Annotated in this window: 21 protein-coding genes; 13 read left to right on the forward strand and 8 right to left on the reverse strand. The window is 64.7% G+C overall.

Translation table 11 applies throughout. The annotated features are described in order from the left end of the window. Nucleotides 1-23: 23 nt before the first annotated feature. Nucleotides 24-1,034 (reverse strand): AraC family transcriptional regulator, encoded by a 1,011-nt coding sequence (locus IRZ56_RS00515; RefSeq protein ID WP_196143107.1) that lies wholly within the window; start codon nucleotides 1,032-1,034, stop codon nucleotides 24-26. 169 nt (nucleotides 1,035-1,203) lie between these two features. Here IRZ56_RS00515 and IRZ56_RS00520 point away from each other — a divergent pair, with 169 nt between their 5' ends. From IRZ56_RS00520 to IRZ56_RS00530, 3 genes are read left to right on the forward strand one after another with little or no spacing between them, the layout of a single operon-like run. Then, nucleotides 1,204-2,388, forward strand: coding sequence for an acetyl-CoA C-acyltransferase family protein (locus tag IRZ56_RS00520; protein WP_196143108.1), 1,185 nt, complete (start codon nucleotides 1,204-1,206; stop codon nucleotides 2,386-2,388). 11 nt (nucleotides 2,389-2,399) lie between these two features. After that, a complete protein-coding gene (locus IRZ56_RS00525) occupies nucleotides 2,400-3,248 on the forward strand; it encodes a 3-hydroxybutyryl-CoA dehydrogenase (protein ID WP_196143109.1) in 849 nt (282 codons plus the stop codon). 15 nt (nucleotides 3,249-3,263) lie between these two features. Then, complete coding sequence (locus tag IRZ56_RS00530) at nucleotides 3,264-3,848, forward strand: TetR/AcrR family transcriptional regulator (RefSeq protein WP_196143110.1); 585 nt, start codon at nucleotides 3,264-3,266, stop codon at nucleotides 3,846-3,848. Nucleotides 3,849-4,189: 341 nt separating this feature from the next. Here IRZ56_RS00530 and IRZ56_RS00535 read toward each other — a convergent pair whose 3' ends face one another. After that, nucleotides 4,190-4,942, reverse strand: a complete 753-nt coding sequence (locus tag IRZ56_RS00535) for an anti-sigma factor family protein (protein WP_196143111.1) — start codon at nucleotides 4,940-4,942, stop codon at nucleotides 4,190-4,192. Then, the gene (locus tag IRZ56_RS00540; protein ID WP_196143112.1) at nucleotides 4,939-5,454 is read right to left on the reverse strand and encodes a sigma-70 family RNA polymerase sigma factor; all 516 of its coding nucleotides are present in this window, start codon (nucleotides 5,452-5,454) and stop codon (nucleotides 4,939-4,941) included. The genes IRZ56_RS00535 and IRZ56_RS00540 overlap by 4 nt, the downstream gene beginning before the upstream one ends. Before the next feature lie 124 nt (nucleotides 5,455-5,578). Between IRZ56_RS00540 and IRZ56_RS00545 the strand changes: the two genes are divergently transcribed. The 5 genes from IRZ56_RS00545 to IRZ56_RS00565 all read left to right on the forward strand — a co-directional run bounded on the left by IRZ56_RS00545 (nucleotide 5,579) and on the right by IRZ56_RS00565 (nucleotide 9,921). Then, complete coding sequence (locus tag IRZ56_RS00545) at nucleotides 5,579-6,631, forward strand: catalase family peroxidase (RefSeq protein WP_196143358.1); 1,053 nt, start codon at nucleotides 5,579-5,581, stop codon at nucleotides 6,629-6,631. Continuing rightward, complete coding sequence (locus IRZ56_RS00550; protein WP_196143113.1) at nucleotides 6,628-7,161, forward strand: cytochrome b; 534 nt, start codon at nucleotides 6,628-6,630, stop codon at nucleotides 7,159-7,161. The genes IRZ56_RS00545 and IRZ56_RS00550 overlap by 4 nt, the downstream gene beginning before the upstream one ends. An 83-nt stretch (nucleotides 7,162-7,244) precedes the next feature. After that, entirely contained in the window at nucleotides 7,245-8,438 is a 1,194-nt protein-coding gene (locus IRZ56_RS00555; RefSeq protein ID WP_196143114.1) for an MFS transporter, read from the forward strand. Between the two features lie 82 nt (nucleotides 8,439-8,520). Beyond that, nucleotides 8,521-9,066, forward strand: coding sequence for a cupin domain-containing protein (locus IRZ56_RS00560; protein WP_196143115.1), 546 nt, complete (start codon nucleotides 8,521-8,523; stop codon nucleotides 9,064-9,066). Nucleotides 9,067-9,327: 261 nt separating this feature from the next. Beyond that, on the forward strand, nucleotides 9,328-9,921 hold the full coding sequence (locus IRZ56_RS00565) for a DUF4157 domain-containing protein (protein WP_196143116.1): 594 nt from the start codon (nucleotides 9,328-9,330) through the stop codon (nucleotides 9,919-9,921). A 41-nt stretch (nucleotides 9,922-9,962) separates the two neighbouring features. Here IRZ56_RS00565 and IRZ56_RS00570 read toward each other — a convergent pair whose 3' ends face one another. Next, nucleotides 9,963-10,841: a LysR family transcriptional regulator gene (locus IRZ56_RS00570; protein WP_196143117.1), complete on the reverse strand. Its 879-nt coding sequence runs from the start codon at nucleotides 10,839-10,841 to the stop codon at nucleotides 9,963-9,965. 111 nt (nucleotides 10,842-10,952) lie between these two features. Between IRZ56_RS00570 and IRZ56_RS00575 the strand changes: the two genes are divergently transcribed. From IRZ56_RS00575 to IRZ56_RS00585, 3 genes are all read left to right on the forward strand, one after another. Next, the gene (locus IRZ56_RS00575; protein WP_196143118.1) at nucleotides 10,953-12,014 is read left to right on the forward strand and encodes a YeiH family protein; all 1,062 of its coding nucleotides are present in this window, start codon (nucleotides 10,953-10,955) and stop codon (nucleotides 12,012-12,014) included. A gap of 88 nt (nucleotides 12,015-12,102) precedes the next feature. Next, nucleotides 12,103-13,476 (forward strand): nucleotide 5'-monophosphate nucleosidase PpnN, encoded by a 1,374-nt coding sequence (gene ppnN / locus IRZ56_RS00580; RefSeq protein WP_196143119.1) that lies wholly within the window; start codon nucleotides 12,103-12,105, stop codon nucleotides 13,474-13,476. 250 nt (nucleotides 13,477-13,726) lie between these two features. Then, entirely contained in the window at nucleotides 13,727-14,368 is a 642-nt protein-coding gene (locus IRZ56_RS00585) for a TIGR04211 family SH3 domain-containing protein (RefSeq protein ID WP_196143120.1), read from the forward strand. Nucleotides 14,369-14,460: 92 nt separating this feature from the next. Here IRZ56_RS00585 and IRZ56_RS00590 read toward each other — a convergent pair whose 3' ends face one another. The 3 genes from IRZ56_RS00590 to IRZ56_RS00600 all read right to left on the reverse strand — a co-directional run bounded on the left by IRZ56_RS00590 (nucleotide 14,461) and on the right by IRZ56_RS00600 (nucleotide 16,497). Beyond that, nucleotides 14,461-15,396 (reverse strand): 5'-nucleotidase, encoded by a 936-nt coding sequence (locus IRZ56_RS00590; RefSeq protein ID WP_196143121.1) that lies wholly within the window; start codon nucleotides 15,394-15,396, stop codon nucleotides 14,461-14,463. After that, nucleotides 15,386-16,090, reverse strand: a complete 705-nt coding sequence (locus tag IRZ56_RS00595; RefSeq protein ID WP_196143122.1) for an MOSC domain-containing protein — start codon at nucleotides 16,088-16,090, stop codon at nucleotides 15,386-15,388. The genes IRZ56_RS00590 and IRZ56_RS00595 overlap by 11 nt, the downstream gene beginning before the upstream one ends. 137 nt (nucleotides 16,091-16,227) lie before the next feature. Further along, complete coding sequence (locus IRZ56_RS00600) at nucleotides 16,228-16,497, reverse strand: hypothetical protein (RefSeq protein ID WP_196143123.1); 270 nt, start codon at nucleotides 16,495-16,497, stop codon at nucleotides 16,228-16,230. A 226-nt stretch (nucleotides 16,498-16,723) separates the two neighbouring features. Here IRZ56_RS00600 and IRZ56_RS00605 point away from each other — a divergent pair, with 226 nt between their 5' ends. Continuing rightward, on the forward strand, nucleotides 16,724-17,410 hold the full coding sequence (locus IRZ56_RS00605) for a GNAT family N-acetyltransferase (RefSeq protein ID WP_196143124.1): 687 nt from the start codon (nucleotides 16,724-16,726) through the stop codon (nucleotides 17,408-17,410). A gap of 110 nt (nucleotides 17,411-17,520) precedes the next feature. Here IRZ56_RS00605 and IRZ56_RS00610 read toward each other — a convergent pair whose 3' ends face one another. Beyond that, on the reverse strand, nucleotides 17,521-18,930 hold the full coding sequence (locus IRZ56_RS00610) for an amino acid permease (protein ID WP_196143125.1): 1,410 nt from the start codon (nucleotides 18,928-18,930) through the stop codon (nucleotides 17,521-17,523). 433 nt (nucleotides 18,931-19,363) lie between these two features. Here IRZ56_RS00610 and IRZ56_RS00615 point away from each other — a divergent pair, with 433 nt between their 5' ends. After that, nucleotides 19,364-20,788: a PLP-dependent aminotransferase family protein gene (locus tag IRZ56_RS00615; protein ID WP_196143126.1), complete on the forward strand. Its 1,425-nt coding sequence runs from the start codon at nucleotides 19,364-19,366 to the stop codon at nucleotides 20,786-20,788. The last annotated feature ends 350 nt before the right edge of the window (nucleotides 20,789-21,138 follow it).

Genomic DNA, 21,138 nt, shown 5'->3' on the forward strand with positions numbered 1-21,138 from the left:
GATGGGCCCCGCAGCGGCCGCCACTACCGCCCGGCCAACCGCGCCCGATAGCTCCCTGGGCTGTACCCGGTCCACTTCTTGAAGGCACGGTGAAAGGCGCTGGGCTCCTGAAAGCCGGTCTGCTCGGCGATCTCGGCGATGCTCAGCACACCTTCACGCAAGCGCTCGAAGGCCATGGCCCGGCGCACCTCGTCCTTGATCTGCTGGTACGAGCGCCCTTCCCGTTCCAGCTGGCGGCGGAACGTGCTGGCACTGATGCCCTGCTGCGCGGCCATGGCCTGCAGGGTCGGCCATTGGCCGTAGCGCCGGGCACGTAAATGGCGGTAGACCACCGCCGCCAGGCCGTTCTGGTTGCGAAAGCGAATCACCAGCCCCTGGGGTGCGCTGCGCAGGAAGGTTTTCAGTGCGGCCAAGTCCTGCACCACCGGCAGGCGCAGGTAGGCACTGTCGAACTCCACCTCGGTGCGACCGCTGCCCAGGCGCAGGTCCGGCCCCCACAGCAGCGTATCGTCCTCCTGGGCCGGGCGGGCCACCGCAAGCTCGGTACGGTCGATGGCGATGCGCCGCCCGGCGAGCCAGCAGAGCAAGCCGATCACCAGCACCAGGAAGGTTTCCTCGGCGTACACCCGGGTCAGCGGGTCGGCGATGGTCGACTGCACGCTGATCACCGCCCGACCGCCACGCACCGAGAACGCGCCGCGCAGGTCGCGCAGGAACAAGGCGAAATTGCCCAGGCACTGGCGCAGGGCCTTCTCCAGGGTGGGCTCCTGGATCAGGCCACGGCAGATCAGCGCGAAGCTGCCGATGGGCATGCCATGGCTATCCAAATGAAAGAACTCGTCATCCAGCACATGGATCAGCTCCAGCCACAGCTGGGCGAACGCCTTGGCCGGTACCCGTGCCTGGGGCTGCGCGAGCAGGGCCGGGTCGATGCCTACCGCGCGCAGGTAGGCGTCGCGCTCGCCGGGACGCTCGCGCAGGCTGTGCAGCATGGCGTTGAGGAAGTACACCGCGACCGAATCGCTATCGCGCATGGCTGGTTTTCACTGTCTATGCTGGGTGGCAAAAAATGCCAGGTTTACTGAACAGATCCGGCATAGGCCGGGCCCAGGCGTTTGCCTAGACTCGACCCATCCTGGGAACGCCGGCCATTCTCGCAGAGCCTGTGCCGGTCCCGCCATGCCTTCGCAATCGGAGCCTTCCATGAGCAACGCAGAAATCTACGTCGTCAGTGCAGTCCGTTCGGCCATCGGTGGTTTCGGTGGGTCTCTCAAGGACCTGCCGCTGGCAGACCTGGCCAGCGCCATCAGCCGCGCCGCCATCGAGCGTTCGGGTGTGGCCGCCAGCGACATCGGCCATGTGGTCATGGGTACCGTGATCCCCACCGAGCCGCGCGATGCCTACCTCAGCCGCGTCGCTTCGATGAATGCCGGCGTACCGAAGGAAACCCCGGCCTTCAACGTCAACCGCCTGTGCGGTTCGGGCCTGCAGGCCATCGTATCGGCGGCGCAGACCCTGCTGCTGGGCGATACCGACGTGGCCCTGGCCGCTGGCGCCGAGTCCATGAGCCGCGGTCCCTACCTGCTGCCGCAAGCCCGTTGGGGCGCGCGCATGGGCGACCTGCAAGGCATCGACTACACCGTGGGCGTGCTGCAGGACCCCTTCGAACACTTCCACATGGGCATCACCGCCGAAAACGTTGCGGCCAAGCATGGCATCACCCGGGAAATGCAGGATGAGCTGGCCCTGACCAGCCAGCGCCGCGCCGCCCGAGCCATTGCCGAAGGCCGTTTCGCCAGCCAGATCGTCCCCATCGAGCTGAAGACCCGCAAAGGCAGCGTGCAGTTCGCCACCGACGAGCACGTGCGCGCCGAAGTGACCGCCGAGCAACTGGCCGGCATGAAGCCGGTGTTCAAGAAAGACGGGAGCGTCACCGCGGGCAACGCCAGCGGCATCAACGACGGTGCAGCCGGCCTGGTCCTGGCCACCGGTGACGCCGTGCGTCGCCTGGGCCTCAAACCCCTGGCACGCCTGGTGGCATACGCCCACGCCGGCGTCGAGCCGGAACTGATGGGCCTGGGCCCGATCCCGGCCACGCGCAAGGTGCTGGAGAAGGCCGGCCTGGCCATCCACGACCTGGACGTGATCGAATCCAACGAAGCCTTCGCCGCCCAGGCCTGCGCCGTGGCCCGCGCGCTGGACTTCGACCCGGAGAAGGTCAACCCCAACGGTTCGGGCATCTCCCTTGGCCACCCGGTCGGTGCCACCGGTGCGATCATCGCAACCAAGGCCATCCATGAACTGCACCGTACCCAGGGCCGCTATGCCCTGGCCACCATGTGCATCGGCGGCGGCCAAGGCATCGCCGTGGTCTTCGAGCGCGTTTGAGGAGTCTGGACGTGAGCATTCAACAGATCGCCGTGATCGGCGCCGGCACCATGGGCAACGGCATCGCCCAGGTCTGTGCAGTGGCGGGCTACCAGGTAGTGCTGATCGATGTGTCCGAGGCCGCGCTCGAGCGTGGCGTGGCGACCCTGGGCAAGAACCTGGAGCGCCAGGTCAACAAAGGCACCCTGGAAGCCGACAAGGCCCTGGCGGCCAGAACGCGCATCCGCACCAGCACCGACTACGCCGAGCTGGCCAGCGCGCAGCTGGTGATCGAGGCAGCCACCGAGAACCTCGAGCTCAAGCAGCGTATTCTCAAGCAAGTCGCCGCCAATGTCGGCAATGACTGCCTGATCGCCACCAACACCTCGTCGCTGTCGGTCACAGCCCTTGCCGCCAGCATCGAGCACCCGGAGCGCTTCATCGGCGTGCACTTCTTCAACCCGGTGCCGATGATGGCCCTGGTGGAAATCATCCGCGGCCTGCAGACCAGCGACAGCACCTATGCCCAAGCGCTGGTAGTGACCGAAAAGCTGGGCAAGACGCCGATTACCGCCGGCAACCGCCCAGGCTTCGTGGTCAACCGCATCCTGGTGCCGATGATCAACGAGGCGATCTTCGTGCGCCAGGAAGGCCTGGCCAGTGCCGAGGACATCGACACCGGCATGCGCCTGGGCTGCAACCAGCCGATCGGCCCGCTGGCCCTGGCCGACCTGATCGGCCTGGACACCTTGCTGGCGATCATGGAGGCCTTCCACGAGGGCTTCAATGACAGCAAATACCGCCCTGCCCCGCTGCTCAAGGAAATGGTCGCCGCCGGCTACCTGGGGCGTAAAAGCGGCCGCGGTTTCTTCACCTACTGATCAGGAGCGAGCGCCATGCCAGTCAATGCCGCCCTGCGCTGTGCGAATTTCGAAGAGCGCCGCGACAAGGCCATGGCGCTCTTCGCCGAAAAAGGCTTTGGCCAGGTCAGCATGCGCGAATTGGCTGCGCATGTGGGCCTGACCGCAGGTTCGCTGTATCACCATTTCCCAAGCAAGCAGGACCTGTTGTACGACCTGATAGAGGAGCTGTACGAGGAATTGCAGGCAACCCTGGACCAGGGACGCCGGGCGCTGGCACGTGGACAGGCGGTATTGCCCCGCCTGATTGCCGCGCACTGGCAGTTGCATGTGGAGCGCCCCATGCAGTTTCGCCTGGCCGAACGGGACTTCTGCTGCCTGAGCGAAGCGCAGCAGGCGCGGCTGATGGAGCTGCGGGCACGCTACGAAAAAGGGCTGTTGCATCTGATCGCACCACAGCCCCAAGTGCAGGGAAAGACGTTGGCCGCTACGGGGCATGTGCTGGCGACGCTGCTCAATCAACTGCCTGGGTTGTTGTTGGGGCGAGGCTTGAGTGAGGCGCAGGCGCTTGAACTGATGGAAAGCTTGCTGCTAGGTGGGGTTGAAAGGGCATTGAGGTAGGGTTTGCCAGAATCCAGTCGCCTGGCTCTGGCCCTATCGCGGAGCACGCCGGCTTCCGCGTTGTGGGAGATCACCCAGCCCTTGAGCTGCGCTGTCGCGCAAAGAACAAGCGACCAGCGCTGGTCCCCCTGCGGGAGCGGCGGTGCGGCGGTCCGACTTGCCCCGCGATCAAGGGCGAAGCCCTTGCCAGGCGACGGTGATATCAGGCCCGGCCCAATCGCGGGACAAGCCCGCTCCCACAAGGCCCGCAAAATCAAATAGTTATGCGCTGCTCTATGAGAGCGGGCTTGCCCCGCGATAGGGCTGGTGAGCGCATCCCCGACTCGCAAGCGGCAAACGCATCACAGGCTCACCCCCAAAGCCCGCCGGACCTGCTCCCCACGCGCATCGTCCGCCTCGCTGACCAGGGCGAAGTTGTAGGCACCATGGGACCAATAACGGGCTTGCAGTCCACCGTCGGTTCGCTGCCCATTCGGCATGCGTGCATAGCGTTCGCTTGGCGAGCGCAGGAACAGACTGATGCGCTCCCCTTGTCGATCCTGGAAGACCAGCAAGGCCGCTGCGCCCTCCTCGTTGCTGAGCAACCGAGCGCCCACTGGCTGGAAACCATAGCCGGCAAGGTCAGGCAACTGCCCGACCTGCTCGAAGTGGCGCCGTAGCCAGTCCTGGAGCCGCGCAGGGTCGGTGGCCTGCATGTCCAATGCCGTACCGCCAGCGAATAGGCGATGGGCCTGGACCGCATCCTCCATGGGCTGCACGCCTGCAAACAGGGTTGCCTCGCGCGCCTGCCAGCCTCCGAGCCCACCCACTCCCAACGCCAGCAACAACGCCGCCGCCGACGCCCAGAGCCGCCGTCGGCGTTGGTGCAGCCGTTGCCGCAGATGCTCAAGATCCAGCCGAGCCTGGCCTGCCATGTCGGGGAAGCCCGCCAAGGCCGCCCGCAAACGCCTGGCATCGCTGCGCCAAGCCTCGACCCTCGCCTGTTCGTGCGGGTTGGCCGCCAGCCACGCCTGCACTTCGCCGCGCCGCGTCGGGGGTAACCGGTCATCGACGTAGGCGTGCAATTCGTCCTCGGAAGGAATCAGCCGGGTCATTTCAGTCTCCGCAAAGCCGGGGGTGTAGGGTTGCCCTCGGTCAGCTCACGCAGGGCGGCACGGGCGCGCGACAGGCGCGACATCACCGTGCCGATGGGAATATCCAAGGCCTGGGCCGCCTCCTTGTAGCTCAAGCCCTCGACGGTGACCAACAACAGCAATGCCCGCTGTTCGGTAGACAGCTGGGCGAAGGCCCGCAGGTCGGCGTGCGCCAGGACGATGCGTTCGGTCTCGCCGCCAATGGCCTCCTCCTGGGCACGTCCGAACCAGGCCAGCCAGCGCGCATGCAGGCGCTCGCGGCGCTTACCATCGAGGAACAGCCGGTACAGGATGGTGAACAACCAGGCCCGCAGGCTGTCCGCCTCACGGGGTTGCCCACCACGGCTCAGGGCGCGCTCTACCGTGGCCTGCACCAGGTCGTCGGCATTGCCCGACTCATGGCACAGCCACAAGGCAAAACGGCGTAGCCGTTGAAGCAGCTCGCGCCACTGTTGTTCATCCAGGTCATGCATGTTCAGGTCCCGGTCCTTGAAGGCTGTCAGTCTAAGGAGCAGACGCCTGGGGCTGAAATTTATTCCTCGCCTGGGAATAAAAGCCTCCCGATTACGTCGTACCGGCTCACTCAATGCGCGGATCCTGATCATGAACACACCTTTGCACGGCCCTGCCAAAGCCCTGCGTCTGGCCGCCATCGGCGCCGCCATGGCGGCCCTGGGGGCAGGCTTTGCCTACGCCGCCGGCTGGATAGGTACACCAGCGTTGACGCCCCAGCGCATCATCGACACCTTCGAGGCCCAGGCCGGGCATTTCCCCGGTTATCGCAAGAACCACGCCAAGGGATTGTGTGTCAGCGGCTATTTCCAAAGCAGCGGACTGGCAGAACCGCTCTCCCGCGCCCGGGTCTTCAGCCAACCGCGCGTGCCAGTGATCGGGCGTTTCGCCATCGGCGGCGCCAACCCGTTCAGCCCCGACACCAGCATCCCGGTGCGCAGCCTGGCCTTGCAGTTCAGTACCGACGACGGGCAAGTCTGGCGCACCGGCATGAACAACCCTCCGGTGCTGGCGGTCGCCACGCCGCAAGCGTTCTATCAACAGGTCCTGGCCATGACGCCAGACCCCACCACGAAAAAGCCCGACCCGTCCAAGATGCAGGCATTCTTCGCTGCGCACCCAGAAAGCGCGGCCTTCCGCCAATGGGCGTCCGCCTACAAGCCCAGCGACAGTTTCGCCAGCACCCAGTATCACAGCATCAACGCCTTCGTGCTCGAAGACGGTGGCGGCCAGACCCACCCGGTGCGCTGGCAACTGGAGCCGCAAACGGCATTCGCGCCCTTGCCGGGGCACGTCGAGGACAACCTGTACCTGCAGCACGACCTTCGACAGCGTCTGGCCCAGGGCCCGTTGCGCTGGACCTTGCGCCTGGTGCTGGCCGAGCCAGGCGACCCCGTGAATGATCCGTCCCAACCGTGGCCAGCTGGGCGGCGCAGCATCGACGCCGGGACGCTGGTGGTCGAGCAGGTCGACACCCCCGAGCAAGGCGCCTGCCGCGATATCAACTTCGACCCACTGATATTGCCTCACGGCATCGAGCCGTCCGACGACCCGATCCTCGCTGCGCGTTCGGCAGCCTATTCGGAATCCTTCAACCGCCGTAGCCGCGAGTCCCTCGCCACCGGAGCACGCCCATGAGCGCCACCGCCTTCCACCCCCTCGCCCGCCTGGTGCATTGGCTGATGGCCGTGCTGATCCTGGCCATGCTGTTCATCGGCGTGAGCATGGTGGGCGACCTGTCGCCCCGCCATCCTTTGCTGGTCGAGCTGCACAAAGCCACCGGCCTTGCCTTGCTCGCCCTGGTGATCGTGCGGATCGGCCTGCGCCTGACCTTGGCGCACCCACCGTTGCCGCGCGACCTGCCGCCGCTGCAACGCCTGGCGGCCGGCGCCTCGCACCTGCTGCTCTATGCGCTGATGCTGGCCATGCCCTTGCTGGGCTGGGCGATGCTGTCAGCCGGTGGCTATCCGCGGCCCCTGCAACTGCCAGCCATCGTGCCCCATGACCTGCAGCTGTACGCCATCCTGCGCCAAGCCCATGGCTGGGCCGGCTACGTGTTGTTCGCCACGGTGCTGGTGCACCTGGGCGCGGCGCTGATGCATGCTCTGGTGCGTCGGGATGGCGTGCTGCGTGCCATGTGGCCTGGCCCTTTGCGCCGAGGCGAATGACGCGGTGATGGGCAGCCGAGTCGACAGATACGGGCAATCGTCACTACCATCTGCCCTTCTGTTCCGAACTGCCTGGACTGCCCATGACCCTCGCGAAGGCCCCTGCCGCGCCCACCCTGGACCTACGCCCCCTGCTGCTGGTCAGCATGGCCTGCACCATGTCGATGATGGCGTTCGTCTCCCTGGTGGGCCCGATCGCCCGCCTGCTCGGCATGGCGACCTGGCAGGCCGGTGCGGCGGTGACCGTGGCCGGCGTGGTCTGGGTGCTGCTGGCACGCCCCTGGGGACGCGCCGCCGACCTTCACGGGCGCAGGCGCATCCTGCTGCTGGGCAGTGCGGGCTTCACCGTGTCCTACTGGTTGCTGTGCCTGTTCATCGACGGTGCCTTGCATTGGCTGCCTGGCGCGACCCTGGCGTTCGTCGGCCTGATGCTCACCCGCGGGCTGATCGGCGCCTTCTACGCCGCCTTGCCGGTCAGCGCCAATGCCCTGATCGCCGACCATGTCGAGCCGCAACGCCGGGTGCGAGCCATGGCCTCGCTGGGCGCGGCCAACGCCGTGGGCCTGGTGCTGGGCCCGGCATTGGCGGCGCTGCTGGCGCGCCACAGCCTGAGCATGCCCTTCTATGTGATGTCGCTGCTGCCGGCGAGCGCCTTCCTCGTGCTGCTGTTCAAGCTCAAGCCGCAACCACTGGCACACAGCCATGCACCAAGCCCGGTCCGGCTAGGTGACCGACGCCTGCGTCGCCCCTTGTTGGTCGCCTTCAGCGCCATGCTCAGCGTGACGGTGTCGCAGATCACCGTGGGTTTCTTCGCCCTTGATCGCCTGCAACTGGGCCCGGCCGATGCCGCCCAGGCTGCCGGCATCGCCCTGACCACCGTGGGCGTTGCGCTGATACTGGTGCAGGTGCTGCTGCGTCGTTTGGAGTGGCCACCGCTGAAGATGATCCGCATCGGTGCCAGTGTCTCGGCCCTGGGCTTCGCCTGCGCCGCGCTGGCCGCCAGCGCGCCCTGGCTGTGGGCCGCGTTCTTCGTCGCGGCTGGCGGCATGGGCTTTGTCTTTCCGGCCTTCTCGGCGTTGGCGGCCAATGCCATGCACGCCTCGGAACAAGGCGCCACCGCCGGCTCCGTCGGCGCCGCCCAAGGCATGGGTGCGGTGATCGGGCCGTTGGCCGGCACCCTGGTCTATGCCCTGGACCCACGCCTGCCGTTCCTGGCGGTGGCCGTGCTGTTGCTGGTGGTCGGGCTGTGGCCGACGCCCGCCGACCAACGCCACTGACGAGCACAGCGCGCTGCCGCCCAGAGTATGCTTTAATGCGTCGCCCATTATTTTTGACACCTCTCTATCTAACAAGGCGGCTATGGACACGGGGACACGACTCAAACTGGTGCGTGAACGCAACAACCTCTCCCAGCGGGAACTGGCCCGCCGCAGTGGCCTGACCAACTCGACGATCTCGCAGATCGAACAGAACCGTGTCAGCCCTTCGGTCAGTTCCCTGAAAAAGCTGCTCGAAGGGATTCCCATGTCCCTGGCCGAGTTCTTCAGTTTCGACGAACCGGTGCGCGAAGAGCGCTACGTATTCCGCGCTGGCGAGCAGCCGGACCTGGGCCGCAACGGCCTGCGTATGCTGCTGGTCGGTGCCAGTGTGGAAGGTCGTCAGATGCGCATGTTGCGCGAGCTCTATGCCCCAGGCGCCGACTCCGGCGAGCCGATCGTGCACTCCGAAGGCGAAGAATGCGGCCTGGTCACCCGCGGCACCGTCGAATTGTGGGTCGATGGGCATGTGAGCATTCTCAACTCCGGCGACGGGTATTACATCCCCACCACCCTGCCGCACAGCTTCAAGAACATCGGCCCCGACGAAGCCGAGATCATCAGCGCCAATACCCCGGCCAACTTCTGATCCGTACCTGGGCCATTTCGCAGCGCAAGCGCGGGACGAGCCGCCCTCATAGAACAACCCATGACTATTTGATTTTACGGGTCTCTTGTGGGAGCGGGCTTGTCCCGCGATTGGGCGAGGCCCGATATCACCGTCGCCTGGCAAGGGCTTCGCCCTTGATCGCGGGACAAGCCCGTTCCCACAGGGGTCAGCATGTTGGCCGGTGAGGATGTTCAAGCCCAGGTGCTGGAGGCAGTCGCGGCTTTGTCGACGAGACCTTGAATGAAACACGTTAATCTTCTGTTCGGCCTGTTGCTCGCTCTTCCCGTATGCGCGCAATCAGCCTGCCCGCCCGGCCAGTACGAGGTGTGCCTGATGGGCTGCTTCTGCGCGCCGATCGACCCCGGCCAGGCGGGCCAGATATTCAAGGACGTGGAAACCATGGCCTCCGGCAGCCTGGCTTTCGCGTTGCACCAGGCCCGTGACGAGGCGAGCGCAGCCGGCACCCAGCCGATCCCTCTGCACATCCGTGCCCAGCTCGAGCCGTGGTACGACTTCGCCGTGCTCGATGCAGCGCGTTATCGGGTAGGCAACGAAAAGCAGATGAGCGCGGCCAATGCCATATTGCAAAACCCGGATGTGAACGCGGTGACGTTGATCGACACGATCATCTTCCGCCGGGCGCAGGATGCCGAGGACAATGTCGCGCTCTGGGCCCATGAGCTCAAGCACGTGCAGCAATACCAGGAACTGGGAGTCGAGGAATTCGCCCGGCGGTATACGCGTAACTATGACGAGCTCGAGGGGCCGGCCTACCAGATCGAAGCACAGGTGGCCAAGGCGTTGCGCGAGAACAGTGCCGGGCGGGCCCGATAGAGGAATCAGCAGCAGCGTAATTCAATACCGGCCATGACCCCCTATTGGCCCAGGCACAGCGCCATGAACCGAGCAGCCGCCCGCGAAGGTGTCGCGGCATGGGGCATCAGGATCGAGAAATGGCGTGTCAGGGGCTGTGGCGCAATGCCCAGGCGGTGCAGGGCATTGTCTTCATGACGAATCGACATCGCTGACACGAAGCCGATGCCCATCCCTGCCCTGACTGCCTCCTTCACCCCTTCCACTCCGGCGATCTCCAGCGCTACACGCATCGCCACGCCCTCTCGGGCGAAGGCGCGCTCCACCAATTGCCGCACGCCTGAACCACTTTCGCGCAGCACCAATGGGTAAGCCCCCAACACGGCGAGGGGTTGCGTCTGGCTGTCGCTCGCCAAAGGGTGGTTGCCCGGGACGATGGCGACGATTTCATCTTCGCGCCAGGCCGTGACTTCGGTGCCCAACGCCAGCTCCTGGCCGGGCGGCCCTTCGATCAGGGCGATATCGAGGGTTTCCAGCGCCGCAACGATTTCCGAGGTGTTGCCATTGGTCGTGGTGACGACTACATCCGGGTAACGCCCATGAAAATCCGCCAGCAGATAAGGCAATAGATAGCTGGCCGGCGTAGTGCTCGCACCGATGCGCAACGTGCCACGCTCAAGGCCGCGCATGGCATCACGCAGTGCCTGGGCCTGGCGAAAGGTTTCGCGCAGGCGCTCGGCATGCCCAAGCAACTGCTCGCCGGCCGCGGTCAGGCGCACGCCACGGCCTGCGCGTTGGTACAACGGCTCGCCGAACGCTTCTTGCAACAGCTTGAGCTGGCCCGAGACGGCTGGCTGGGACAAATGCAGTGCGTTCGCGGCGTGGCTGATATTGCCATGCTCGGCAACCGTGGCGAACGTTATCAGTTGTTCTGGGGTCATTGGGTAAAAATATCAGCTAAGCGGATACTTTACATCTCAAAGTACGATTTTTTATAAGCTTATAACTGAATTAACGTAGACCTCATCTCGTCACCGTTCGGAGGTCCTACCATGACCACGGCCCCTGCCACTCCGGCCCTCGCGCCCACCCACTCCACGCGTGGGCGGCTCAATGGCATCCTGTTCGTTGCCCTGTTCGCCTTCGCTGTCACCCAAGTGTCAGCCTTGCCCGCCATCGCCGGGCTGGGCATCAGCCCACTCATCGTCGGTATCGTCGCTGGTGCCCTGTATGGCAATGCCTTGCGCCATGGCCTGCCGGAGAGCTGGGCAGCAGGTGTGAACTTTTCCGCGCGCAACCTGCTGCGCCTGGCGGTGGCCTTCTTCGGCCTGCGCGTCAGCCTGCAGGAAATCGCCCAAGTGGGTTGGTCGGGGCTCACCGTCTCGTTGTTGGTGGTCGTCAGCACGCTGCTGGTCGGCCTGTGGGTCGGCATGAAGGTGATGAAGCTGGACCGCGACACCGCCCTGCTCACGGCCGCCGGCAGCGCGATCTGCGGTGCGGCGGCGGTGCTGGCGTTCGAGTCGGCGCTGCGCTCGCAGCCACACAAGGCCGCCATGGCCGTGGGCAGCGTGGTGCTGTTCGGTACGCTGTCGATGTTCCTCTATCCGCTGACGGTGAGCGCCGGGTGGGTACAACTCGATACCTTGGGCGTGGGTCTGTTCTTCGGCGGTACCCTGCACGAGGTGGCCCAGGTGGTAGGCGCGGCCAGCAACGTGAGCCCGCAAGCCACGCACATCGCCACCATCGTCAAGATGACCCGGGTCCTGCTGCTGGTGCCGGTGCTGCTGGTGGTCGGCCTGTGGATCAGCCGCTCGCGCGCGCCGGGCCAGGCCCAGGGTGGCGGTCGCATCGCGGTGCCATGGTTCGCCTTTGGCTTTCTGCTGTTGGTGCTGGTCAATTCGCTGCAGGTATTGCCTGCACCGCTGGTCACCTCGATCAACAACCTGGACACCTTTGCCCTGACCATGGCCATGACGGCCCTGGGCATAGAAACCCGCTTCAGCCAGATCCGCCAGGCAGGCCCGCGCGCCTTGCTCACCGGGGCATTGCTGAACCTGTGGTTGATCGGCGGCGGGCTGGCGATCACCCTGGGTGTACAACGTCTGCTCGGCTAGGCTTTTTCGGCGCCCCCCTCGTTGCCGTGCGCATTTGTCGGTATGGTGGTGTCCAAGTAGGAGTTTTACACGCACAGGAAAGACTTAGATGCCCCAACGCAATGTCATCAACGCATCCGTCAGCCCCAAAGGCAGCCTGGAGACGCTGTCGCAACGTGAAGTCCAGCAACTGAGTGAAGTCGGTACCGGTAGTCTGTACACCCTGTTCCGCCAGTGCGCCCTGGCCATCCTCAATACCGGGGCCCATGTCGACAACGCCAAGACCATCCTCGAGGCCTACCAGGACTTCGAGGTGCGCATCCACCAGCAAGATCGCGGCGTGCGCCTGGAGCTGCTCAACGCCCCCGCCGACGCCTTCGTCGATGGCGAGATGATCGCCAGCACCCGCGAGATGCTCTTCAGCGCCCTGCGCGATATCGTCTACACCGAAAGCGAATTGGCCAGCCAGCGTATCGACCTGGAGAGTTCCCAAGGCATCACCGACTACGTCTTCCACCTGCTGCGCAACGCCCGCACCCTACGCCCGGGCGTCGAGCCGAAGATGGTGGTGTGCTGGGGCGGCCATTCGATCAGCAGCGAGGAGTACCAGTACACCAAGAAGGTCGGCCACGAATTGGGCCTGCGCAAGCTGGATGTCTGCACCGGTTGCGGCCCAGGCGTGATGAAAGGCCCGATGAAGGGAGCGACCATCGCCCACGCCAAGCAGCGCATGCACGGCAGCCGCTACCTCGGCCTGACCGAGCCGGGCATCATCGCCGCCGAAGCGCCCAACCCGATCGTCAACGAACTGGTGATCCTGCCGGACATCGAGAAGCGCCTGGAAGCCTTCGTGCGGGTCGGCCACGGCATCATCATCTTCCCCGGTGGCGCGGGTACCGCCGAGGAGTTCCTGTACCTGCTGGGCATCCTCATGCACCCGGACAACCAGGACCTGCCTTTCCCGGTCATCCTCACCGGCCCGCGCAGCGCCGAGGCCTATCTGCAGCAGCTGCACGCCTTTGTCGGCGCCACCCTGGGCGAAACAGCCCAGCGCCATTACAAGATCATCATCGACGACCCGGCCGAGGTGGCCCGACATATGGTCGAAGGGCTGCTGGCGGTCAAGCAGTTCCGCCGCGAGCGCAACGACGCCTTCCACTTCAACTGGCTGCTCAAGATCGAGGAAGGCTTCCAGCGCCCGTTCGACCCGACCCACGAGAACATGGCCAACCTGGACCTGCGTCGGGAACTGCCGCCTCACGAGTTGGCGGCCAACCTGCGCCGGGCGTTTTCCGGAGTGGTGGCCGGCAACGTCAAGGACAAGGGCATTCGCCTGATCGAAGAGCACGGGCCGTACCAGATTCGCGGTGACAGCGCCGTGCTGGATCCGCTGGGGCGGTTGCTGCAGGCGTTCGTCGACCAGCACCGGATGAAGTTGCCTGGGGGGGCGGCGTATGTGCCGTGCTACCAAGTCGTGACTTGAGGTCTTTGGGGCCGCTTTGCGGCCCTTTCGCGGCACGAGGCCGCTCCTACAGGCGCAGTGCGACAAGCCTGACCTCTGTGGGAGCGGGCTTGTCCCGCGATGGAGGGCTTGCAACATCCTGCAGACATTTCCTACGCCAAGCAGTGAACCTGCCTCGATAAAAACGGTCTTTCGCTGACGGTCAAACCACCGACCGGTTCATCGGCCCAGTCACCGGGCCTTCTTTTGTCCTGTTTCAGCGAAGACCACCATGCCCGACTTCCGCCCTGCCTCCCCTGCCCTTGCCACCCTGTTCGCCGCCGCCCTGGTCGCCCTCGCCGGCCCTGCCCATGCCGAAGAGCCGGCCAGCGATGCGCGCTGGGTCAGCGACAGCCTGAGCACCTATGTGCGCAGCGGGCCGACCAACGGTCACCGCATCGTAGGCTCGGTCAAGGCCGGGCAGAAGGTCACCCTGGTCGACACCCAGGGCAACTACAGCCAGGTACGCGGCCAGAACGGCGACCTGGTGTGGATTCTCAACAGCGACCTGCAATCGGTGCCTGGCCAGGCCGAGCGCCTGCCAGCGCTGGATGCGAAGGTGGCGCAGCTGTCCGATCAGCTCAAGACCATCGACGACAGCTGGAAGAACCGCGTGCAAGGCATGCAGGAGACCCTCGACTCGCGCAAGGCGCTGATCGACGAGCTGGAGGCTCGTAACAAGTCGCTCAACGAGCAGCTCGATCAGGCGCAGTCATCCCTGCGCGATACCCAGGCACGCCTGGGTGACGAGAACAAGCAGGTGATGATGCGCTACATGGTGTATGGCGGCAGCATTGCCGGTGCCGGCCTGCTGGCGGGCCTGATCCTGCCGGCCCTGACCCGTGGGCGCAAGCGCAACGACCGCTGGTTCTAAGGGCGCGTACGGGCAGCGCCAACCTGTGGGATGGCTCCGGCTTCGCCGGTGTCCGCGGGACTAGCCCGCTCCTACAGGGTACCGACCGCCGCCTAACCCGTCTGGTTGGTGACGCCGAACGGGATGTGCACCGAGGGCACCACGGTACGGGTGCTCTTCAGGTGCCCCGACTGGTCGTCGAAGAAGATGTGCGGCTTGAGCACCTGCAGCACCCGGCGCTTTTCGATGCCGCCCAGGAAGAACGCATCATTGGCCATGACGCCCCAGCTCTTGAGCGTATTTAGCGCACGCTCATGGGACGGTGCATTGCGGGCGGTGACGATGGAGACCCGCAGGCGGTTCTCGTAGCCTTCGTGCTTGAGCTTGTATTGCTCTTCGATCGCCTGGATCCTCGCGATCCGCACGAAGAACTCCTTGAGCGGCCCTGGGTTGTGAGGCTGGGTGACATTGGTCACCTCATGGGCATGAAAACCCACCAGGCCATCGCGCTGCATCACGGCTTCCGACTCGTCCCCGGCCAGCACGCCGTCGAAGTCGAAGGCGATGCGCAGGCTGTCGTCGCTTTCGTCATCGTCGAACTGCGAATCGAGCACCTGGCCCGCCGGATGGCCGGCCTGGATCGCCGCGTCCACGTGTTTCTTGTCGGCAGAGAGGAACAGGGCGATGTTCAACGCCGGGATATATTCATAGGGCGACCGGCCCTGCATAAAGATTGCCCGAGTCATGTTCAGGCCGTAATGCTCGATGGTCTTCATCACGCGCAGGCCGGTGTCCGGGTCGTTCTGCGACAGCAGCACGACCTCCACCAACGGGTCGTTGGGGTCTTCGCGCAGGTCGTTCAGCGCCAGCAGACGCTTGATGAAGGGATAAGCGATGCCCTTGCCCAACGGGGTGTGCAGGTGCTGCTCCTGGTACTTGCGGTATTGCGCCTCGCCTTCGCGGCGGAACACCGCATCGGACTCGCTGAGGTCGAACACCGCGCTCGAAGCCACGCCGATCACCAGGCGGGCGTCCACGTCATACGCCACTGGCAGGTGCTCCTTCCAGGCGCGAGGCCCAGTCTTCAACCTGGCGCTGCTCCAGGCGCCGCTGCAAGGTCCTGCGCCATGACGGCACCAGTGGCAAGGCCAGGCATTGCGCCAGCAACTCCGGTTCGAGGTGCCTGTCGAACAGCACCGCCGACAGCCTCGCCACCGACCACTCGCCATGCGGGCGCTCGACCAGCTGCAAGCGATCGCCCGGCCGCACCACGCCTTCTTCGAGCACCCGGTAGTACCAACCGGTGCGCCCGCTCTGCTGCACGCGCAGGGCCATCTGGGCCACCTCGAAGCGATCATTGAGCTTCCAGCAGGGCATGCGCCCCTGGGAGACTTCCAGCAGCGCCGAGCCCACGCGGATCCGGTCTGCCAGGCAGACATCCGTCTCGCGCCAGCCAGTGGTGCTGAAGTTCTCGCCGAACGCCCCTGGCTGCGCCAGCAATGGGTGCTCGCCGAGTTCGGCGGCCCAGTCGAGATAATGTTCATGAGGGTAATGATGAATTGCCTTCTCGATACCGCCGTGTACCCGCAGGTCGCCCTGCTCGTCGCCTTCAAGGCCCAGGAAGGTGACCTTGAGCGGGCCCTGCCGGGGCTGCTTGTCGATGGCGCTGCGTGAGCCAGGTCGCGTGAAGGGCTGGGCGTGTCCGGTGAGCAGGCAGTCGAGGGCAAGGGTGGTCTGGGGCATGCGCAATCTCATGAGCTATCGCTATAGCGCAAAGCTTACCCGAGACCAGGCCCGTACCGGAACGCCCTGGCGCCCGGTTTCGCCAGCCCCGCAACTGCACCAGCGCGAATGAGGGCCGACGAAACCAGAGGGATGCGCTATCTGCCCCGCGCCTTGTTGTAGATGGTCTTGGCGCGGTCGGCCGAGGCCTGGCATTTGGTCATGTCGCCAGCGGCCTGGGCATCCTTGGCCTGGGTGAGCAACTTCTGATAGTCCTGGGCCATGCCACCATGCAAGGCCTGGCCATCGGCCTTGTGGATGTCCTCGAGTTCCTTGATCTTGGCGGCGCAGTTGGTTTCGGGGCCGGATTCGGCGTGGGCGGCAAAGCTTAATACGGACGCGATCAGCAGCAGTGTCATGGATTTCATGGAGCCTTCTCCTTTAGAAGAACCGGACTTCTGGCAAGCGCCTGGACGGCTCGACGCAGCGAAAAGCATAGCCCTCCATGAAGATTCGGCCAGGCGCCGGGGCCGCGCGAGGACGTACCCGGTATTGCGCCGCATGACCTCGCACGGATGCGCGCCGGCCTGGGTTAAACTGTGCCCCCTGCGCTTTACCGCGCGGCACGATTCGACCCTAGCTGGAGCTTGCCCGATGTTCATCCTCAGCCGTCTCGACGGTGTACCTCCCGAATCCTTCCAGAACCAGATCCGTCAGTTGGTGATCGATCATGTCGGCGAGCTGAGCAGCGTGGCCATCACCGCGGACAACCCGCTGTATCCCCTGTACCAATATGGCGTCGGCCTGGAAGTGCATCAGTACCTGCAGGCGCTGGACGGCACACGCGGCCTGGCGGTGGAGCTGACGCTCGCCCTGGATGCCGATGCGCCCGACCAGTTGCTCGGCTTCGCCCTCGCCCTGCCCGCTCAGGACGATGCCCAGGCTTGCGCCCTGGCCTTTCTCGCCGTGTTGCCCAGCCACCGCCACCATGGTATCGCCCGTGCGCTGCTGGCCGACGTCCAGGCACGCCATGCCTGTATCGAACTCAATGCCTTCGCAGGCCAGGTGCCCTGGTTCGAGGCGATGGGCCTGCAGGTCGTCGCCACCGCCGGGCCCCAGGTATTGATGAGCAACACCGGGCAGGCCAGCGGCGCCTTGATCGGCCGCCTGGACATCGCACCGATCTACCGCACCACCGAGGTACGGCAGATCCACGCCTACCTGCTCAAGCAGCACGGCGAAGAGGCCATGCTTGAAGCGGAAAAACAGCGCGATGAGCGCCTGGATGCACTGACCTTGCAGGCACAGGCCTGCGTGAAACAGCGCAAGACCGTGCATTGAAACCGGCTGGCAGTCGTTTAGTGCCGGCCCTGCTACCGCAGTGACGTGACCTGGAATGAAACGCGGCCGGGTCCCCATGGGGAGCCGGCCGCGCTGTGCTGCAAGAGGCCTCAGTGGCGCTTGCTGGTACGGATCTGGTGCACCACGCCCATGGCCACCACGATGGCTGCGGCGATACCGGTGGAGATCACCAGGATCTGGTAGTCAGGCATGAACGCCATCACCACCAGGCAGACCACGATGAAGGCGATCACCAGGTAGGTCAGCCAGGGGAACAGCCACATCTGCAGGCGGATCTCCTTGCCCTCGGCCTGCAGCTTGCGGCGCATGCGCAGCTGCGAGAAGGCGATCACCAGGTACACCAGCAGTGCGATCATGCCAGTGGTGTTCATCAGGGTTTCCAGCACATCCTTCGGGCGCAGGGTTTCGCTGAAGTTGATCAGCGCGCAGAAGATCGCCACCGCGCACGACCCCATGATCGCGTACACCGGTACGCCGGTGCCGGCCCGGGTGATCTTGAAGAACGACGGTGCATCGCCACGCTGGCCCAGGGAGAACAGCATGCGCGAGGCGGTGTAGTGACCGGAGATCAGGCAGCTGCTCACCGAGGTCAGCACCACGAAGTTCATCAGCAGCTCGGCGTATGGCACGCCCAGCAACTCGAGGGTACGGCGGTAGGCACCATAGCCCGACTCGCCCAGGTGCGGGTCGTTCCACGGTACCAGGCAGACGATCAGGAAGATCGAGCCCACATAGAACAGGCACACACGCCATACCACCGAGTTGGTGGCCTTGACGATCTGGGTGGACGGATCCTTGGACTCCGAGGCGGCGATGGTGACGATCTCGGCACCGAGGAAGGCGAACATCACCCCCAGCAACGCACCGACCACCGTGGTGATGCCATTGGGCATGAAGCCTTCGGCGGTCAGATGGCTGATGCCACGCACCTCACCGAACTGCCAGACATTGAACACCGCCGCGGTGCACACAATCAGGAAGCAGACGATGGCCACCACCTTGATCAAGGCGAACCAGAACTCGAACTCGCCGTAATGCTTGACGTTGAAGAAGTTGACCGTGATCAGCAGCAAGGTCGTGGCCAGCACGAACACGTTGACGCTGACACCCGGGAACCAGCCATGCAGGATCTTGCCCGCCACGTAGGCTTCCCAGGCCATGAGGATGACCCAGTACCACCAGTACAGCCAGCCGATGGTGAAGCCGGCCCAGCGGCCGATGGCGCGGTCGGCGTAGGTGGAGAACGAGCCGGTGTCCGGCGAGGAAGTCGCCATCTCGCCCAGCATGCGCATGATCAGCACCACCAGGATGCCGCCGGCCAGGTACGCCAGGACCGCAGCCGGGCCTGCGCTGTGGATCACGCTGCCGGAACCGACGAACAAGGCGCCGCCGATGACCCCGGCGATCGACATCATCGTCAGATGGCGCGACTTGAGCGAGGCACTGAGCTTACTCTCGTGCTCGCCTTTCGCGGTGGTGGATGTGGATGTTGCGTCCATCAGTTGTGTACCCCGTGCTTCTTTTTATCCAAGGAAAAACTGTGAAACCCCGATGGCTATCGGTCTCACCTGACATCAGTACTTAGGCGGGCAGGAGGTGTGCGCCAGGCACACGCAGGCCTTCCGTGGCGGCCTGCTTACGCGTCCGAAGCGTGCCCTGCGGACGAACTGAAAATTGTGCGGGCCGGACGGCAGTTCGGCGCGGCGCAATGAAGGTGCGAGGCGAACCTCGACGGCAAAGCAGCGAATTTATGATTGTGCATGGCGCTGACAGGTATGCTGTGGCGATATCTGACACGTAATGTAAAAATGTCTGACACGCAGAGCCATGCACAGTGGCATGAAAAACGCACTGCACTGTACAGGCCGCCAATGCAATACACCCGCGACACCCTGCAGGCGCTTGGCGTTACGCACACCTGAAGGCACTCGAATGCTCCAGCTACATCCGGACTCCTCCACCCCGCTGGTCAACCAGATCATCGAAGGGCTGCGCGAGGCGATCGACAACCAGACCCTCAAACCCGGCGCCAAGGTGCCGTCGATCCGCGCCTTTGCCGCGACCTACTCGGTGAGCACCTTCACCGTGGTCGAGGCCTACGATCGCCTGGTCGCCCAGGGCCTGCTGGTCAGCCGCGGCAATGCGGGCTTTTTCGTCAATCGTGCGGCGAGCGAGCTGCTCGAAAGCCAGCATCAGGAGGCCGACACCAGCCGACCGACGTTCAACTCCGAGTGGTACCTGCAACAAATCTTCGAAACCCGCCAGCTGCCCTACAAACCCGGCTGTGGCTGGCTGCCCAACGACTGGATGTATGAAGACGGCCTGCGCCGCGGCCTGCGCCAGGTGGCCGGCAGTCCCCTGGAGCTCTCCGGCTATGGCGACCCGATGGGCCTGCCTGAACTGCGCGCGCTGACCGCACAGAACCTGCAGCAAGAACTGTCGATCGTTGCCAACCCAGCGCAACTGATGCTCACCCATGGCGCCAGCCAGGCCCTGGACTTGGCCGTGCGCACGCTGGTGCGCCCGGGCGATGTGGTGCTGGTGGACGACCCCGGCTACCCCAACCTGATGAGCATCCTGCGCACCCAGGGCGCCACCTTGGTGGGCGTGCCGCGCACCCCGAACGGATACGACCTGGACCAGCTCGAGCGACTGCTGGCCCACCATCGCCCCACGGTATTCTTCACCCAGCCCCACCTGCACAGCCCGACCTGCTCGCGCACCCCCTTGGCGCAATTGCATCGCCTGCTGCAACTGGCCAGCCGCCACGGTTTCCGCCTGGTGGAAAACAACCTCTATGCCGACATGGTCGCCGAACCACAGCCTTGCCTGGCCAGCCTCGACCACCTGCACCAGGTGGTGTACGTGGGCAGCTATTCGAAGAGCATCTCGCCCAACGTGCGGGTCGGCTACCTGCTGGCCAACCCCGACCTGATGCAGCAGTTGCTGCATCTGAAGATGCGCTCGGGCCTGACCACTTCACAGGTGATGGAACGCGTGGTGTATGCCGCGGTCATCGACGGCCGCTGGCGCAAGCACCTCAAGCGTCTGCGCCAACGCCTGGCCGAGGCGCACCAGGAAGTGGGCCGGCACCTGCACCGGCTGGGCTTCGAGCTGTTCATCGAGTCGGACGAAGGCATGTACATCTGGACCCGCCACCCTGCCCTGCCCGACAGCGCGGCATTGCTGGACGATGCACTGGAGCAAGGCATCATGCTCGGGCCCGGGCAGCTGTTCATGGTCGATGCCCAGCCCACGGGGTGGATGCGCTTCAATGTGGCGTTCAGTACTGATCCGGCGATGTGGGCGTTGCTGGAAAAAGTATTGGTCAAACATGTACGAAAGAGTGGCCTGTAGCGTCAAGGTGCGTCGGACCGCATGGCCTTTGCCCGTTTTTCGATACGGACGCTGATTTCTCGAACACCCAGAATTATCCTACAGATCCTTTCCCTTAACGCTCTTAAAATCAGCCCGCCAAGCAACCTATACACCCTTAACCCTGCATGTTGGGTTGCTAAAGAGCTAGAAAGACCAAGCGCTTGTTTTGAGCGAAAAACAACTACAACGGCTGCCCCTCTGAAGCGTACCTGTAGCCCGATAGGTGCATTGACCTGCTACTGCGTACGCTAATTCCCCGGCCCCTCGAAATTCGCGCAAGCCCTTCAACATCCTCCAGAACCGATATAGCACTCGCTTGAACGCTTGCC

The organism is Pseudomonas guariconensis (assembly GCF_015680235.1).
In the GTDB taxonomy this organism is placed as follows: domain Bacteria; phylum Pseudomonadota; class Gammaproteobacteria; order Pseudomonadales; family Pseudomonadaceae; genus Aquipseudomonas; species Aquipseudomonas guariconensis_A.

Excerpts from the sequence above, each read along its gene's own strand:
- IRZ56_RS00515 (WP_196143107.1), bottom strand. The coding sequence starts at position 1,034 with ATGCGCGATAGCGATTCGGTCGCGGTGTACTTCCTCAACGCCATGCTG.
- IRZ56_RS00555 (WP_196143114.1), top strand. The coding sequence starts at position 7,245 with ATGACCCTCGCGAAGGCCCCTGCCGCGCCCACCCTGGACCTACGCCCC.
- IRZ56_RS00585 (WP_196143120.1), top strand. The coding sequence starts at position 13,727 with ATGCCCGACTTCCGCCCTGCCTCCCCTGCCCTTGCCACCCTGTTCGCC.
- IRZ56_RS00575 (WP_196143118.1), top strand. The coding sequence starts at position 10,953 with ATGACCACGGCCCCTGCCACTCCGGCCCTCGCGCCCACCCACTCCACG.
- IRZ56_RS00605 (WP_196143124.1), top strand. The coding sequence starts at position 16,724 with ATGTTCATCCTCAGCCGTCTCGACGGTGTACCTCCCGAATCCTTCCAG.
- ppnN (WP_196143119.1), top strand. The coding sequence starts at position 12,103 with ATGCCCCAACGCAATGTCATCAACGCATCCGTCAGCCCCAAAGGCAGC.
- IRZ56_RS00600 (WP_196143123.1), bottom strand. The coding sequence starts at position 16,497 with ATGAAATCCATGACACTGCTGCTGATCGCGTCCGTATTAAGCTTTGCC.
- IRZ56_RS00550 (WP_196143113.1), top strand. The coding sequence starts at position 6,628 with ATGAGCGCCACCGCCTTCCACCCCCTCGCCCGCCTGGTGCATTGGCTG.
- IRZ56_RS00610 (WP_196143125.1), bottom strand. The coding sequence starts at position 18,930 with ATGGACGCAACATCCACATCCACCACCGCGAAAGGCGAGCACGAGAGT.
- IRZ56_RS00535 (WP_196143111.1), bottom strand. The coding sequence starts at position 4,942 with ATGACCCGGCTGATTCCTTCCGAGGACGAATTGCACGCCTACGTCGAT.
- IRZ56_RS00540 (WP_196143112.1), bottom strand. The coding sequence starts at position 5,454 with ATGCATGACCTGGATGAACAACAGTGGCGCGAGCTGCTTCAACGGCTA.
- IRZ56_RS00565 (WP_196143116.1), top strand. The coding sequence starts at position 9,328 with ATGAAACACGTTAATCTTCTGTTCGGCCTGTTGCTCGCTCTTCCCGTA.
- IRZ56_RS00560 (WP_196143115.1), top strand. The coding sequence starts at position 8,521 with ATGGACACGGGGACACGACTCAAACTGGTGCGTGAACGCAACAACCTC.
- IRZ56_RS00570 (WP_196143117.1), bottom strand. The coding sequence starts at position 10,841 with ATGACCCCAGAACAACTGATAACGTTCGCCACGGTTGCCGAGCATGGC.
- IRZ56_RS00530 (WP_196143110.1), top strand. The coding sequence starts at position 3,264 with ATGCCAGTCAATGCCGCCCTGCGCTGTGCGAATTTCGAAGAGCGCCGC.
- IRZ56_RS00595 (WP_196143122.1), bottom strand. The coding sequence starts at position 16,090 with ATGCCCCAGACCACCCTTGCCCTCGACTGCCTGCTCACCGGACACGCC.
- IRZ56_RS00615 (WP_196143126.1), top strand. The coding sequence starts at position 19,364 with ATGCTCCAGCTACATCCGGACTCCTCCACCCCGCTGGTCAACCAGATC.
- IRZ56_RS00520 (WP_196143108.1), top strand. The coding sequence starts at position 1,204 with ATGAGCAACGCAGAAATCTACGTCGTCAGTGCAGTCCGTTCGGCCATC.